Source organism: Mycobacterium sp. 29Ha (assembly GCF_032883055.1).
Classification (GTDB): Bacteria; Actinomycetota; Actinomycetes; order Mycobacteriales; family Mycobacteriaceae; genus Mycobacterium; species Mycobacterium gallinarum.
In genome coordinates this window covers 181,665-196,738 of the sequence record NZ_JAMQTI010000008.1, presented here as the reverse complement: position 1 = coordinate 196,738, position 15,074 = coordinate 181,665, and the positions used below count along the sequence as shown (strand labels likewise).

The 15,074-nt window shown below is 64.8% G+C and carries 14 protein-coding genes; 5 read left to right on the top strand and 9 right to left on the bottom strand.

Annotated elements, in window-relative coordinates:
• Window positions 1-15: 15 nt before the first annotated feature.
• Window positions 16-1,239: an acyl-CoA dehydrogenase family protein gene (locus tag M1248_RS13010; RefSeq protein WP_410506658.1), complete on the bottom strand. Its 1,224-nt coding sequence runs from the start codon at window positions 1,237-1,239 to the stop codon at window positions 16-18.
• A gap of 98 nt (window positions 1,240-1,337) precedes the next feature.
• On the opposite strand from M1248_RS13010, the gene M1248_RS13005 reads away from it, so the two are divergent.
• Genes M1248_RS13005 through M1248_RS12985 form a run of 5 tightly spaced genes read left to right on the top strand, consistent with a single transcriptional unit; the run spans window position 1,338 to window position 6,652 of the window.
• Window positions 1,338-2,843 carry an aldehyde dehydrogenase family protein gene (locus M1248_RS13005; protein ID WP_317148611.1) on the top strand — a complete coding sequence of 502 codons (1,506 nt, stop codon included), beginning with the start codon at window positions 1,338-1,340 and terminating at the stop codon, window positions 2,841-2,843.
• On the top strand, window positions 2,840-4,051 hold the full coding sequence (locus M1248_RS13000) for a CoA transferase (protein WP_317148610.1): 1,212 nt from the start codon (window positions 2,840-2,842) through the stop codon (window positions 4,049-4,051). Before M1248_RS13005 ends, M1248_RS13000 begins: the two co-directional genes overlap by 4 nt.
• Before the next feature lie 20 nt (window positions 4,052-4,071).
• Window positions 4,072-4,653, top strand: a complete 582-nt coding sequence (locus tag M1248_RS12995) for a nuclear transport factor 2 family protein (protein ID WP_317148609.1) — start codon at window positions 4,072-4,074, stop codon at window positions 4,651-4,653.
• The gene (locus M1248_RS12990; protein WP_317148608.1) at window positions 4,653-5,588 is read left to right on the top strand and encodes a VOC family protein; all 936 of its coding nucleotides are present in this window, start codon (window positions 4,653-4,655) and stop codon (window positions 5,586-5,588) included. The genes M1248_RS12995 and M1248_RS12990 overlap by 1 nt, the downstream gene beginning before the upstream one ends.
• Before the next feature lie 11 nt (window positions 5,589-5,599).
• The gene (locus M1248_RS12985; RefSeq protein ID WP_317148607.1) at window positions 5,600-6,652 is read left to right on the top strand and encodes a dihydrodipicolinate reductase; all 1,053 of its coding nucleotides are present in this window, start codon (window positions 5,600-5,602) and stop codon (window positions 6,650-6,652) included.
• Between the two features lie 19 nt (window positions 6,653-6,671).
• Here the strand turns inward: M1248_RS12985 and M1248_RS12980 are convergent, their stop codons facing one another.
• From M1248_RS12980 to M1248_RS12945, 8 genes are all read right to left on the bottom strand, one after another.
• Complete coding sequence (locus M1248_RS12980) at window positions 6,672-7,589, bottom strand: SDR family NAD(P)-dependent oxidoreductase (RefSeq protein ID WP_317148606.1); 918 nt, start codon at window positions 7,587-7,589, stop codon at window positions 6,672-6,674.
• Between the two features lie 8 nt (window positions 7,590-7,597).
• Window positions 7,598-8,788 carry an acetyl-CoA hydrolase/transferase C-terminal domain-containing protein gene (locus tag M1248_RS12975; RefSeq protein WP_317148605.1) on the bottom strand — a complete coding sequence of 397 codons (1,191 nt, stop codon included), beginning with the start codon at window positions 8,786-8,788 and terminating at the stop codon, window positions 7,598-7,600.
• Window positions 8,785-9,915 (bottom strand): acyl-CoA dehydrogenase family protein, encoded by a 1,131-nt coding sequence (locus tag M1248_RS12970; RefSeq protein ID WP_317148604.1) that lies wholly within the window; start codon window positions 9,913-9,915, stop codon window positions 8,785-8,787. Before M1248_RS12970 ends, M1248_RS12975 begins: the two co-directional genes overlap by 4 nt.
• Window positions 9,916-9,931: 16 nt before the next feature.
• Complete coding sequence (locus M1248_RS12965; protein ID WP_317148603.1) at window positions 9,932-10,171, bottom strand: hypothetical protein; 240 nt, start codon at window positions 10,169-10,171, stop codon at window positions 9,932-9,934.
• Between the two features lie 6 nt (window positions 10,172-10,177).
• A complete protein-coding gene (locus tag M1248_RS12960) occupies window positions 10,178-11,329 on the bottom strand; it encodes an amidohydrolase family protein (protein ID WP_317148667.1) in 1,152 nt (383 codons plus the stop codon).
• 125 nt (window positions 11,330-11,454) lie between these two features.
• The gene (locus tag M1248_RS12955; protein WP_317148602.1) at window positions 11,455-12,603 is read right to left on the bottom strand and encodes an acyl-CoA dehydrogenase; all 1,149 of its coding nucleotides are present in this window, start codon (window positions 12,601-12,603) and stop codon (window positions 11,455-11,457) included.
• Complete coding sequence (locus M1248_RS12950) at window positions 12,600-14,096, bottom strand: class I adenylate-forming enzyme family protein (protein ID WP_317148601.1); 1,497 nt, start codon at window positions 14,094-14,096, stop codon at window positions 12,600-12,602. Before M1248_RS12950 ends, M1248_RS12955 begins: the two co-directional genes overlap by 4 nt.
• A gap of 150 nt (window positions 14,097-14,246) precedes the next feature.
• Window positions 14,247-15,074: an alpha/beta hydrolase gene (locus M1248_RS12945; RefSeq protein ID WP_317148600.1), complete on the bottom strand. Its 828-nt coding sequence runs from the start codon at window positions 15,072-15,074 to the stop codon at window positions 14,247-14,249.

Genomic DNA, 15,074 nt, shown 5'->3' with positions numbered 1-15,074 from the left:
CGTGCGTGCGCGTGGTCACGATGCGCGCCTCTCCTTCGGCAGCCCGAGGAGATGGTCGGCGATGATTCCGCGTTGCACTTCTGCAGTACCGCCCATGATCGTTGCGGCGCGTGAGTACCACCATTCCGCGCGTGCCGTGTCGAGTTCGGCCTCGCGATGGACACCCGGCGGGCCGCCCGCCACCATGTAGTTACGTGCGACGTCCAGGACGAGGTCGTTGACCTCCCTTTCGGCGCCGGCGCACAGTAGCTTGTCGATACTGCTTTCGGGACCGACCGGTTCGCCGGCCGCGAGTTTGCGCACCGTTGTCGCGGCGCGGGCCTGTGCGGCGATCACGTCCACGTACACGCGGGCGAATCGCTCACGCAGCGAGGCATTCGCGGCGCTGGTGACCATGTACTCCCGTAGGCGTCCTAGCTCGGTGAGCACCTTGTTCAACACCGCATAGCCGTACATGCCCCGCTCGTACTGCATCAGGAACATCGTCACGGCCCAGCCTTGGTCCACGTCGCCGACCAGCCGCTCACGGGGCACGCGCACGTCGTCGAAATACATCTCGGCAAGTTCGCGTCGGCCGCTGGCCAGTGCGATCGGCCGGATGGTCAGGCCGGGGGTGTCGGTGTCGATCAACAACATGGTCAACCCACGGTGGCGGCTTTCCGGGGAACCGGTACGCACGAGCACACAGACCCGCTTGGCGGTACCGCCCTGGCTGGTCCATATCTTCTGGCCATTGACGATGAAGCCGCCGGCCCCATCGTCGGCTGCCCGGGTACGCAGTGACGCCAGATCGCTGCCGGACTCGGGCTCGGAGAACCCCTGCCCCCACCATTCCGACCCAGCGAGGTAGCCGGGCAGGTACCGTGCGGCCAGCTCCGGCGCGAACTTGAGCACGGCCGGGCCCATCACTTCCAGCGTCCACGCCTGGGCGGGGATGGGCAGCATGGCGTGGCCGAGCTCCTCGAAGTAGACGGCCCTGTGCACCTCATTGCCGCCGAAACCGCCGGCGTCCTCTGGCCACCCGTACCGATTCCACCCGTCAGCATGAAGTCGGGCCATCACAGAGGCGTCGTGCTCCAGGCCCTGCTCGGCAGTCATACTCGCCGCCTCGCGCCATTCCTCGGCGCAGTCCAACGTGCTGAGGTACTCGCGGAGATCCTGACGGTACAACGCGACCTGCGTGACGTAATCGTCGCGGCGGTCACCGCTGACAGGAGACGACACCGCTACTCCCTTCATGCTTTCGCGGGGTTGGCTCCGAAGGGGCGAATCCGCTAAACAATTATCTATACCAGGTACACTAACGCACGACCCCAACTTCGCCATAGGGAGCGCCAATGACGGCATCACCGGTCGCCACAACCACCGTTTCGTTCAACCCCGAATCCCGCCTCTACATCGACGGCAGGTTGCGTGAGTCGTCGACGGGTAAAACCGCCGACAACATCAACCCAGCCACCGAGGAAGTGCTCGGGGTGTGCACCGACGCGGGTTCCGATGACATGGACGAGGCCATCGCCGCTGCGCGCCGCGCGTTCGACACCACGGACTGGTCGACCAACCACGAGTTTCGACAGCGCTGCCTCATGCAGCTTCACGAGGCGCTGCAGGAGGAGAAGGAGGAGGCGCGCGCGGAGCTGGTCGCCGAGGCAGGCGCTCCGCTGGGCATGACCTACATCGCCCAGCTGGACTGGCCACTCGCCGACGCGGTTCGCTGGCCCGCGCAGCACATCTCGGAGTTCACGTGGGAACGTCAGCTCGCCGTGGACGCCAAGATGGGCGAACCCTACAACCGCGTGGTGGTGAAGGAGCCAATGGGCGTGGTCGGGGCGATCACGCCCTGGAACTTCCCGGTCGAAATCATCAGCAACAAGGTCGGTCAGGTCCTGGCCACGGGCAACACGATGGTGCTCAAGCCCGCGATCGAGACGCCGTGGAGTGCACTGCGCTGGGGCCGGATCATCGCCGAGAAGACCGACATCCCGGCGGGTGTGGTGAACATCGTCACGGCGTCCGACAACGACGTAGCTCAGCGGTTGGTCACCGATCCTCGCGTGGACATGATCTCCTTCACCGGCTCGACCGCGGTGGGCGAACTGATCGGCCGATTATCCGCCAAGACAATGAAGCGCAACCTGATGGAGTTGGGCGGCAAGTCGGTGTACCTGCTGCTCGAGGACGCCGATCTGGCGACGACCGTTCCGGGCTGCATCGGCGCGCTGATGCATTCCGGTCAGGGCTGCGCGTTGACGACGCGAATGTTGGTGCCCCGCAACCGCTATGAGGAGGCCGTCGAGCTGGCCACAGCAACGTTCGCCTCTGTCACCGTCGGCGATCCGTCCGATCCTGCAAACTTCTGTGGCCCACTCGTCTCGGCCAAGCAGCGCGACCGCGTGCTGGGGTACATCGAGGTGGCCAAGGAGCAGGGCGCCCGGGTCACGGTCGGCGGCGGGAAGCCCGATGGATTGGACCGCGGGTATTTCGTTGCGCCGACGGTCCTGGCGGATGTGACACCCGACCACCGGGTCTTCCAAGAGGAGATCTTCGGTCCGGTCATCACGATCACGCCCTATGACGGAGGCGATGACGGCGCGGTCGAGATGGCCAACAACTCGATTTACGGCTTGGCCGGCACGGTGTTGGGGTCCACCGAACGGGCGATGGCGGTCGGACGGCGCATACGCACCGGATCGGTGTGTGTCAACAGCGCGATCTTCTACGGTGCCGATGCACCGTTCGGTGGCTACAAGATGAGCGGCATCGGCAGGCAGAACGGCATCGAGGGTTTCGAGCAGCACTTGCAGACCAAGGTGATTGCCTACCCGATCGAGTCGGCGAAGTGAGCGACATCCTCAACGGCATTCGAGTGGTTGAACTGGCCGCGTGGACATTCGTGCCGGCGGCGGGGGCGGTGCTGGCCGACTGGGGCGCCGACGTCATCAAGATCGAGCATCCGGAGACGGGCGATCCGCAACGCGGCCTGATCAGCTCCGGGATCGTCACCGCCGCAGGGGGAGTGAACCACTTCATCGAGCAACCCAACCGCGGCAAACGCAGCATTGGTTTGGACACCTCCACCCCCGAGGGGTTGGAGCTGTTGATGAAGCTTCTGGAAACCGCCGATGTGTTCGTGACCAACCTGCTGCCCGACTCGCGGCAGCGGATGGGAATCGACGTCGAGCAGGTGCGTGCGCGCAATCCGAAAATCATCTACGCCCGTGGACACGGCTACGGCACCAAGGGTGACTTGGCATCGCAGGGCGGCTTCGACCTCGCGGCGTATTGGGCCCGGGGTGGGATCGGCGAGGGGTATGCCGCAGGCGACGGCTCGTATCCGCCGATACAGCGGCCGGCATTCGGCGACTCCTACGGAGGGCTGGCCATCGCTGGAGGCATCGCCGCAGCGCTGGTGAAGCGAGAGCGCACCGGTGAGCCGTCAGTGGTGGACGTCTCGCTGCTCAATGCGGCGATCTGGCAACTGGGCCCCGACATCGTCGGATCGGGCGTGACAGGGCAGGACATCCCGAAGTTCAACCTCGACGAGATGCCCAACCCCGTGGCGAGCATCTACAAGACCCGCGACAACCGGTTCATCGCGTTCGTGCTGTTGCAGGCCGACCGGTTCTGGGCGGACTTCTGCACCCGCCTGGGGCGGACGGACCTGATCGACGACGAGCGATTCGCGAACGCCATGGTGCGCTTCGAGAACCGAAAGGACTGCATTGCGCAAATTCGTAGCGCCTTTGCCGCCGAGGATCTTTCCCACTGGGAGAAGGCGTTTTCCGGCTTCGACGGGGTGTGGGACATCATGCGCACAGCCCACGAAGTACACGCTGATCCGCAGGCGATCAAGAACGGTTACCTGCCGCGGGTAACCGACGCGAACAACAACGAGTTCGCGCTGGCGGCCAGCCCCGTGCAGTTCGACGAAACGCCGCTTGACCTGAGTTGCGCGCCGGGCCACGGAGAACACACGGACGCCCTGTTGGCCGAATTGGGTTACAACGAGGACGAGATCATCGAGTTCAAAATCAACTCGGTCGTGCTGTAGTGGGTTCGACAAGGCCGTCGATGGCGGATCGCGCTGAGATCGAACGAGAATTCCGGCACTACTACATGACCGGTCCTGTGATGGAGGATTGGGTCGGCTGGGCCAACCTCTTCACGGATGATGCGACGTACTTCGACCACTATTACGGCACGTTTGTCGGGCCCGACGAGATCGCGCCCTATCTCGAGGGCACGATGGGTGCATCCCCAATGGTCTACACCGTTTTGAAGTGGTACGTAATCGACGGCGACAGAGTGGTCTACGAATGCCTCAACCGGGCCGACAACCCCGAGCCCGGCGCGCCTGCGTTCGAGTTCCCGTCGTTTCAGATCGTCGACTACGCCGGCGATGGCCGTTGGAGCCGAGAAGAGGACATTTGGCTCATGGGTGAGATGAAGGAATTCGCCCGTCGCTATCGAGAGGCGGAGCAGGCGTTTCCGCAAACTATCGAAGACAAATTGAGTCGGGCCGACTGGGGTCCTTGGGTCGACTGGGCGAGGCCTGCACCGGGTCATCAAGCACGTCCATCCTGGTGCGGCAGGCCAGGTTTCACACCGTTCGGGCGGATCGATGACATCCAGTTCGGGACACGTTCCCATTGATGGCACTCGCCAGACGCTTCTTGCACGTCAATCTGAACTGCGACTCCCTTGATGCGACCGAAGACCTCTACGGGCGTCAGCTCGGGCTTACCGCGCGAATGCGGACGGATGCCAATGTGGCTACCGATGGCAGCATTCTCGGACTCGACGGGGAAACCTTCTGTGAGACATCGTTTCTCTACGACTCACGGGGTGGTAGGGGCGGCTGCGCGCTGGAGGCCATCGAGTACCGCTCACCAGCGCTGAAGCGCGACATCAGCACCGACCCGGTGCGACCCGGCATACGCTCGGCGATGCTGACTGTGCGCGACCTCGAAAGCACGGCAGCGGCCTTGGGGGTCGCCGGCATGCAGGTCGGCACTCCGGTCGAAGGTCTGATCAGCGGTGCGAAGTCGGTGTTGGTGACCGATCCCGACGGTGTTGTGATCGAGCTTGCCGAGGGTGCCGACGACGGCAACGTGGTCGGTGCTCTGTTCTCAGGTATCAGGATCGCCGCGATCGATGCGGTCGCCACCGGAAAATTTCTCACCGCGATCGGCTTCACGGAAATGGATGCGCCCAAGCCGATGTCGGTCGAAGCCCAGCGATTATCGCCCGCCGGCGGTTCCGATTCCGCGGACTGCACAGTAGCGCACTACGGCTTGGCCGAGGACGGCGACCAGTTCCGCTTGACGGTTGTCCAACACCCCGACACCGCGAACTCGCCGGTTCCCTGGGGTGGAAATCGGCAGGGATTATATCGATGCGCGCTACGGGTGGAGAGTGTCGAGGAGGCACTGGCATCCGTACCGGATTTCGTTGAACGATGCGGTGATCCGGTGTGGTGCCCATTGCCCGGCACCAAGATCGAAGGCCTGTTTATCGCGTTTCTGCGATCGCCGGACGGCGTGGTGTTCGAATTCGTCGAACGCCCGCTGAAGTACTTCAGCCGCTAGGAGTTGACAGCTTGCGAGTCCTGGTTTGTTACACGGGAGGCGTTGGCTCCCAGGCAGTTCGCCTTCTCTTGGATCACCCCGACTATCAACTGGTCGGGGTGCTGGTGCACAGCTCGGACAAGGTCGGCCGAGACGTCGGTGATTTGGTCGGCAGGCCCGCGGTGGGAATCACTGCCACCCGGGACGTCGACGAGCTGGTGGCGATGCGCGCGGACTGCGTGCTCTGGCACGGAGCGGCATGGGAGCCCGACATCGTCGCGGCGTTTCTCCGCGCCGGGTCGAACGTCTACACGGGGACGGCCATCTTCGAAGTTCCGCTCGCCGAAGACAAGCTGCTGATGGCCGCGTGTCGGGAAGGGCGGAGCAGCTTGGCCAGTGGAGGCAACATTCCCGGGTTGATCAGCGACGTGCTGCCATTGTTTCTCAGCGGGTACAGCGGGCGGGTCAAGAAGATCCGTGCCACCCAGCTTAATCATGTGGCGGATTATCCGTCGGCTCAACAGCTTTCCATGTATCTATCGATCGGAACTTCGATCGAGCAGGCGCGACAATCCACCATGGTTGACGACGTCTGGCTGCGGGCGCAGCGGGATTCGGCGCGCCTCGTTGCGGCGGGCTTGGGAATCGAATACGGGGACACCGTGATAACCGAAAAGGAACACGCGCTCGCAAACTCAGACCTGGTGCTGCAGGCCAGTGGCTTGAACGTGTCGGCGGGTGCGGTGGCCGGCATTCGGTGGACGTTCAGCAGCTACGCCGTCGACGGCCATCCGTTCCTCGAAGTCATCAACGAGCAGACCGCAGCGCTGGGACTGGGGCCCGACTGGAGGCAAGACACCGATGATCCGAACTGGCGGATCAATATCGAAGGCACCCCATCGATCGAGTGTCAGCTGTCCTTAAGCCTTGACGGAGACGCTGAGACCGACCCGTCCACCGCGTTGAATGCGGCACGTGGTGTCAACTTCATACCACAACTGGTTGCCGCCGAACCGGGTTGGACATCGGTGCTGACGATCCCGGCGCCTCGGGGCACCGCGGTAACCCGAGGCTCGATGAAGTGATCCGATGTTTCGGTTCCTATTAGGCAGGTAGCGGGCCGGCGAGGCCACGCGGTGATGTGCCATACAGCCAGCTCACCGCTTGGCCGATCTCGGAAAATTGCAGCGCCGCATCGTCTTTGGCATGGTAACGACCCGGCGCCTCGGAATAGCCCTCGATCCGGCTGAGCGTGCCGCCGTCGATCCGCAGGATCTGACCGGTCAGCCATGCCGACTCCGGGGACTGCAGCCACGCGACTAGGTTGGAACTGCGGGCCGGATCGAGCGCGGGGTCGTCGGCTCGGTCGCCGAAGACTGTTTCGGTCATCCGCGACATCGCCAGCGGTGAGATCGCGTTGACCGCGACGCCGTATCGCGCCGCCTCCATGGCGGTGACGACAGTCAGATTTGCGATCGCGGCCTTCGCCGCGCCGTACGCACTCTGCCCGACATTGCCCCAGAGCCCGGCGCCGGACACCGTGTTGACGATGCGGGCGTCGATCTGATTGCCCGCCTTGGACTGCGCCCGCCAGTATTCGCACGCATGCCTGGATACGGCGAAGGTACCTTTCAGGTGGACCGCGATCACAGCGTCCCAATCGGCTTCGGTCGAGGTCGCGACCATCGAGTCGCGCAGAATGCCCGCGTTGTTCACCACACCGGTCAGCGTTCCGAACGTCGACACAGCCGTGGTGACCATGTCGGCGACGTCATCCCACGAGGAGACCGATCCGGTGTGGGCGACGGCCTTGCCGCCCGCGGCCTCGATCTCGGCGACCACGGCCGCAGCGGGTCCGGCCCCGTCACCGGCCGTGCCGTCGCGGCTGACGCCGGGATCGTTGACGACGACCGACGCGCCCTGAGCGGCTAGCGCAAGGCAGTGGCCGCGCCCGATCCCTCGTCCCCCGCCGGTGACGAGGACGACACGTCCGGAAAGTGGTGCACTCTCAAACTTTTTCACAGCGCTCCTTATTCGAACAGCGTGGTGATGAGCCGTTGTCGTTGCGACCAGTCCGCGCCGCGCAGGTCGGCATGGCCGGACTCGGTGACGATCAGGTCGACGTCGTGGGCGGGGGTGGACGCGGGACGACTCAACCGATCAACCAGCGGCGAGTGCCCATTGACCGTCGACGGCACCGCGATGATCGACAGCCCGCGGTGGCTCATCGCGGCAGCCGCGCAGTAGTCGGGATGCCCGCCGATGCCGCCAACGATTTTCTCGCCGCGACCCTCGACGTTGACCTGACCGTATGAGTCGATCTCGATCGCGGTGTTGACGGCGATGAAGGGCTCCCCACTGGACAGCCGAGTGAGGTCGTGCGTGTAGTCGATTCCGCGCAGAATCGGTTTACCGTCCGCCCAGCTGTACAGCTCCTCAGTACCGAACAAGTAAGTGGCCGAGGGTGTTTCAATGAGCATGCCGCGCTTGTCCATGTCGATCACCGCGTCGGTGAGCAGGCCGGTGTCGATGCGTAGCGGAACCGGCGTCCGACGCAGCAGGGCGGTTCCGAGTTGACCAGGCCCATATTGCAGCCGCGCGCCCTCGGGCACGAACCGCAACACCGCGTCGGCGAGTGCGTCGTGCACGGGTTCCGGGTTTTTCTGCGGCATGCCCGCCGGGCCCTCGCTGCTACGGCCGGACACGTGGACGATCGCGGGGTCCAGCGGAGGACCCGCGTCAGCGCACGGCGCGGCGTCGTCGACGATCGCGAGCATCGGCACACCGACGTCCACGAGTCCCCGCTGCCAGGACACCTCGGTGCCGAAATGCAATTGGCCGCCCCGTTCGGCCACGCGGGTGACAAGCACGTCGGGCCGCAGCACCCCGGTCAACAGCGCAGGTATTCCGCTGAGCCGGGTGGGCACGAAACGTGCTGTCGGGTAGCCCAATACGGAACGCAGACCCCACCCCGGCATCAACGCGACGATCTCCGCGAACGCGTCGGCTTCAATGCCTTCGAGTGGTGCCGGTGTCCATCCCAGTATCAGCCGAACTGAGCCGACCTGGCGGGCGACGGCCGAGACCACAGCCCCAACCGATGTGCCGTCTTCGAGATAGCGCAACGCGCCGACACCGTCGCCGAGTGCGACGGTGGCGCCTGAACGCAAGTTGGCACGCAAGTCGGCCGCGAGCGGCGAGCCGACGAGGTCCGTTGTCAACGAGGCTCTTTGGGGAGTCCCAGCACTCGCTCACCCAGAATGTTGCGCTGGATCTCGCTGGTGCCGCCGAGGATGGTCTGGGCCCGACCGACCAGCATGTGCTGCACGAGGTCGTTTTCCGCGGGATCGGCACAGGCATCGGTGCCGAGCACCTCGGTGGCCAGGTCGCCCAAATCGCGGTCGGTCTCCGAAGTCATCAGCTTGAGCACTGAAAACGCCGCCGAGGATGTGTCGCCCGCGTCGATGGCCCGCTGCCAGGTGTATCGCAGCAACCACATTCGCGCCCACAGCTTGGTCATCGACCGGGCCAGCGTGGGATCCAGCAGGTCGTGGTCCCTCGCTGCGTCGACCATCCGTTCGTGAAGCCGAAACATCGCGACGGCCTGCGAACCCAAGGTCAGCCGTTCACGCCCGAGCGTCATGATCGCGATTGCCCAGCCCTGGCCGACCTCGCCGATCAACGCGTCGTCGCCCACCTCGGCGCCGTCGAAGAACACCTCGTTGAACTTGCTCTCCCCATCCATCTGCATGAGCGGCCGCACGCTGATGCCGGGGGCATCCATCGGAACGACGAACATCGAAAGCCCGCGGTGCTTGTCGGGCCCCGTACGGGCCAGCAACAGACCATATTTCGCGGACTTGGCGGCCGAACTCCAGACCTTCTGGCCGTTGATCCGCCACCCGGCCGGCGTCTTCTCCGCCTTGGTGCGGACGCTGGCAAGGTCGGAGCCCGCACCAGGCTCGGAGAACAACTGAGTCCAAATGTCGTCGCCGAGTCGGATGGGTTCCAGGTAGCGTGCCCTCTGCTCGTCGGTGCCGAACTTGATCAGGACCGGTCCGACCAGGTCGATGGCGGTGATGCCGAGCTGGCGCGGAACCCCGGCGCGTGCACACTCCTCAGCGAAGATCGCCTGAAAGGCGACCGATGCGTCGGCACCGCCGAATTCGACGGGCCAGTGCAGACAGACGTATCCGTGCTTGGCCAGGTGTTTGTGCCAGGCCCGGCCGGGTCCGACGTCGTCGGCGGTCGGCGTCGGTCCATAGTTGCGCAGACCGGCCGGCTTGGGAGCGCTCTCCAGGAACGAGTGAATCTGAGAGCGAAGAGCGGCAACGTCTTCGGTGCTCACAGCGGCTCCCGACACGTCACTTCCCGCCGAGGTAGTCGGTGTATTCGTCGCGAACGGACTCCATCGCATTGAGCCGCCGCTGCAGCAGCGTGACCTCCGGATCGTCGGCGTTTCTTGCCGTTACTTCGTCGAGCCTGGCCCGGGTGCGACCGATTTCGTCGACGAGGCGCTCACGCGCCTCGTCCTTGGTCAACAGATCCTGATCGGTCCAATCCGAAACCGGAAGCTGCTCAATCTTTTCCAGGTCGTCGTCCATGACGCGTTACGCCGCACGCGGGAAGTTATAGAACTCGCGCGCATTCAGCTCGACGATGCGATGGACCTCATCGTCGGGCACTTTCTCCAATGCCTGCGCAGCGCGCTCTCGGCTCTGCGGCCAGAACGAGTCCGAGTGCGGGTAATCGCACTCCCACGTGATCTTGTCGATGCCGATCATGTGCCGCATCTCGACACCGAAGTCGTCCTCGATGAAACAGCCGTGGATGTGCTTCTTGAACAGGTAGCTCGGCGGATGATCCTGGTTGATGTTGTTGTAGAACCGGTGCTTTCGCCACACGCTGTCGCAGCGCTCCAGGATGTAAGGAATCCAGCCGATGCCGCCCTCGGACAAGCCGATCTTCAGCTTCGGGTGGCGATACAACGTGTTGGAGAACAGCCAGTCTGTCATCGCCGTCATCGACATCGTTCCCATCAGCGTGATGAACACCGCGAACGGCGCGTCGGGAGCGATCGGCGGCGGGAAGCCCCCCGAGCCGAAGTGCTGGGCCAGTACCAGGTCGGTTTCCTCCATGGCGGACAGCAGTGGATCCCAGTGGTCCGAGTGCACCGATGGCAGTCCCAGCCGGTCGGGTAGGTCCGGGAAGGTAATGCACTTGGCGCCCTTGGCCGCCACGCGGTGGATCTCCTTGACGCTGGCATCGATATCCCAGAACGGCAGCATCGCCACCGGAACGAAGCGGTCCGGCGCGGTCGCGGCCCACTCGTCGAGGTGGAAGTCATTCCAGGCTGCCGAACACAACCTCGCAAGTTCCTTGTCCTCACCCTCGGCGAAGACGGCGCCTGCGAAGCGCGGGAACGACGGGAAGCACGTCATCGCCTGCACGCCGTCGATATCCATATCGGCGACGCGGGCTTTCGGGTCGTAGCACCCCGGGATCATGTCGTCATAACGGACCGGCTCGATGCCGTACTCCTCGGGCTTCTTGCCCGCCACGGCGTTCAGTCCGATGTACGGATAGATACGGCCTTCGTACTCCCAGACCTGGCACATCTGGCCGTTGTCGGGACGCTCCCACTCGATGATCTTCGGACCGGCCTCGAGGTACTTCTTGGGCAGCCGGTCGCTCCATACCTTCGGGTGTTCGATCAGATGATCGTCGACAGAAATCAATTCCATCCAGGGCTGCAGCGGCATGGGTGCCTCCTCGTGTGAACTGATGGTCATCAGTAAAACATAAAAACATTTAGTTATTTAGCTGTAACTCTAGCCACCGGGTCGGTGCCCGGCAACCACCGTCAGCGCTGTCGGCGAAGCGGTGCTCACAGCAGTTTCTTCCGCTCGGCGAGCCGGTCCCAATGCTGTCCGGGCCCGCCGAACAACACCTCGTCGGTGCGGGCGCGCCGCAGATAGAGATGCGCCGAGTCCTCCCACGTGAACCCGATACCGCCGTGAATCTGCACGTTGGCCTGGGCTGCATCACGCAGTGCCTCCGAGCACACCGCCTTGGCCATGCTGGCGCGCCAATCCGATTCGCCCGCCGCGTCGCCCGCATCACCGTCAACCGCCTCCAGTGCCCCCGACGACGCCGAACGTGCCCACTCGAGGTCGACGAGCATGTCGGCGCACTTGTGCTTGATGGACTGGAAGCTGCCGATGGGACGGTCGAATTGCTCACGCGTGCGGGCGTATTCGCAGGCGATCTCCAGGACCCGCTCGCAGGCACCGACCTGCTCGGCCGATAGCACCGCCAACGCCAGGTCGACGTTGCGCTCGATGATGTCGTCGACAGGTCCTTCGCCCGACAGTTGTATCGCAGGCGCACCCGTGAAGGTGATGGTCGCCATCGGCCGGGTGCCGTCCAGCACCCGCTCGGTTTCGACAACCACTCCGTCGACGGTGGGGTCCACCAGAAACACTGCCGGCTCGCGCGCCGAGGTCGCGACCACGACCAAGTCATCGGCGGCCGCACCATTGAGCACGTGGCGCGCCTCACCTTCGACGGTCCAGACATCTTGGCCCCGGGTGGCGGTGAGCGCCACCGCGGTGCGACGCCAGAGTCCGCCGTCACCGGTGATCGCTGCCGCGGCGGTGCGTCGACCGTCGAACAAGCCAGACAATCGTGTCGCCGCATCGGGATCCGGCGCCGGCATGTCGAGCAGGAGACCGGTAGCGAGCACCGCGGATGCCACGAACGGCACCGGCGCCAGAACGCGACCCAGTTCGTGCGCGACCACGCCCAACGCGGCGGCTCCGAAGCCCGCTCCGCCCAAGCCCTCCGGCGCCGCGATTGCCGCGACACCGACCTGCTCGCAGAGCACCCGCCAAAGCTCGGCGTCGAAGCCGCGGAGCGGTTCGTCGGGATGGTCGTAGGCCACCGAACGTACGCGCTCTTCGGACGCGAACTTCTCGCACGCCGCGCGCACAGATTTTGCGAGCTCGTTGCGTTCGGCGAGAGACAACGCCGTCATTGGCTTCCTCCTGAAACAAGTTGCGCCAATTCGGCTTTCGCGACTTTACCCAGACCAGTCAGCGGGAATTCATCGACAAAGAGCAAGTGCTCCGGCCACTTCTGTTTCATCAGCCCTCGCTCGTCGAGAAATGCGCACAGCTCGTCGAGCGTGACGTCGCGGTGACGCGAAGATCGCCGCACCACCGCGCACACCATCTCGCCGCGCAGCTCGTCGGGCTTTCCCAGCACCGCGACCTCGTCGACGAGGGGATGCGCGAGCAGTTCGTTCTCGATCTCGTCGGGTGCGATGTTCTCGCCCTTACGGATGATCAGGTCTTTGGTCCGGCCGGTGACCACGATGCGGCCGTCGGGACGCAGATAGCCGCTGTCGCCGGTACGGAACCAGCCGTCGCGCGTCAGCGCCTGCCGCCATTGACTGTCGTCCACATAGCCCGGGGTCAGGTTGGCCCCCCGCACCTCGATCTCCGAGGTGGCGCTGATGCGGACCTCGGACCCCGGAATCGGTCGACCGCAGCTGTAGCTCTGTTGCTCCTCGGTGTCGGTGGCCGGGCTGACACACACCATGGCCGCCTCCGTCATGCCGTAGGCATGCACGATTGGGACGCCCATCTGCTCGCGCACCTGCTTGTGCAACTCCGGCGGGCAGGCTGCGCCGCCACCGATCAACATGCGGAGCGAAGGAATGATCGGCTCGCGGCTTCCGCTCGCAAGCTGTGCCGAGAGCAGCATCTGATAGAAGGCGGTGCTTGCGCCGGTGACCGTCACGCGATGTTCGGTAAGCAGTCGCGGCAGAGTTTCGGCGTCGACCTTGGGGACCATGAGCACCGGGAAGTCTGCGGCCAGCGCACTGATCAGATAGACCATCCCGCCGATGTGCGCGATGGGAAACGCGATCGTGCCGACCTCGTCCGAGTGCTCACCCAGGCCGAGGTATTGGGCGTATCCGCGCCCGGCCGCCAGCAGGGTGGCATCCGAGTGCCGCACGCCCTTGGGGCGGCCGGTGGTCCCCGAGGTGAAGTAGATCCAACGGGCGTCCTCGGGTGCGCGGTGTTGGTCGAGCTCAGGATGCTTACCGGCGGGCAAGGCTTGCAGCTGCGCGACGAAGTCTCTCGGCAGCGTGACGACGCATGTTCCCTCGGGTGGCGCGTTGACGGCTGTCGACTCGTCGACGATCAGGATGTCCGCGCGGGCCACATCGAGTGCCGCGCGGACTTCGCGCTGCCGGTAGATGTGCAGCACCGGAGCCTGGGTGACGGCGCTGCGGGCCAGGGCCAGCATGAGCAGGGCCGCCGCACTGTGTGAGGGCAGCTGCCACGCGACGGTCATGCCCGGCCGGATGCCTGCCTCCCACAGCCACCGGGTGCCTGCGCCCGACAGGGTGGCGACCTCGGCGACTGTCAGGGTGGCGCCGGCACAGTCGCGCAGCAGAGGCCGGTCCGGGTGGTTCGCGGCGGACGCCTCAAGCAGCCCGACGACGGTGTCAGCCGTCACCTGCGCGACCTCCTCCGGACGTTTCGTAAGCTCTAAACATTTAACCATTTTGCCCGCGGTTCCGGACATCGAATAAGGCCGTCGAATGCACGGTTCGCAGCCGACTCCGCGTTGCAGTCGGGGCCGGGCAATACCGAAGCGGCGTGGCGCTTAGACAAATTCACGTATGGCAATGGCGGTCTGTTCCGGCTGATCGAGCATCACGTAGGTCGAGCTGTCCTCGATGGCACGCACGACGGCGTTGGGGAAAGTCTCGGCCAGCCGTTGCGCATGCGAGACGGGAAACATCTTGTCGCCGGTTCCCCACGCCATCAGCACAGGTCGATCCCACCGTCTCAGCGCGTCTACCGCCGCCATGGTGTAGCTGGGCCTGAGGTCCGCGGTGAACCTCGCCGCCTCCCGGCGCACCGCGGACGAAGTCAGGAATCCGCCAAAGATCTGGGGCCGGCGCGCGGCGTCGACGCCGTGGCGGGTCACCGCCGACGTGAACACCTTCAGCCCGGGCGCGGTCGTCAACCCCTTCAGCACGATCGAGCCCAAGGTCTGATTCAGCCCGCACAACCGCACGATCGGCGCGAAGGCACTCGGCGGGAAGTGTTCGAAGCTATCGGAGTTGGTGAACACCAGCTTCGACACCCGGTCCCAATTCAGCGTCGCGTTACCCAGCGAGGCGAGCACGATCCCACCGCCGGTGTCGTTGGCCACCAGACTGACGTCCGTCAGATCAAGCGCCTCGAGGAGGCCGAGGATGCGCTGCCCCGATGCGACGACTCCGAGATCGACGTGCGCGCCGACCGGTTCGGCCTGCGCCCCGAACGGCAAGGTCGGCGCGATGCACCGATGGCTGTCGGACAAGCGGTCCACGACGTCCTGCCACAGCCGCCCGGTGACGTAGGCGCCGTGGACGAACACTACCGTCGGCCCCGAACCCGCATCCGTGTACTCGATTTCGACATCACCGACGGCAATCGATGCCAT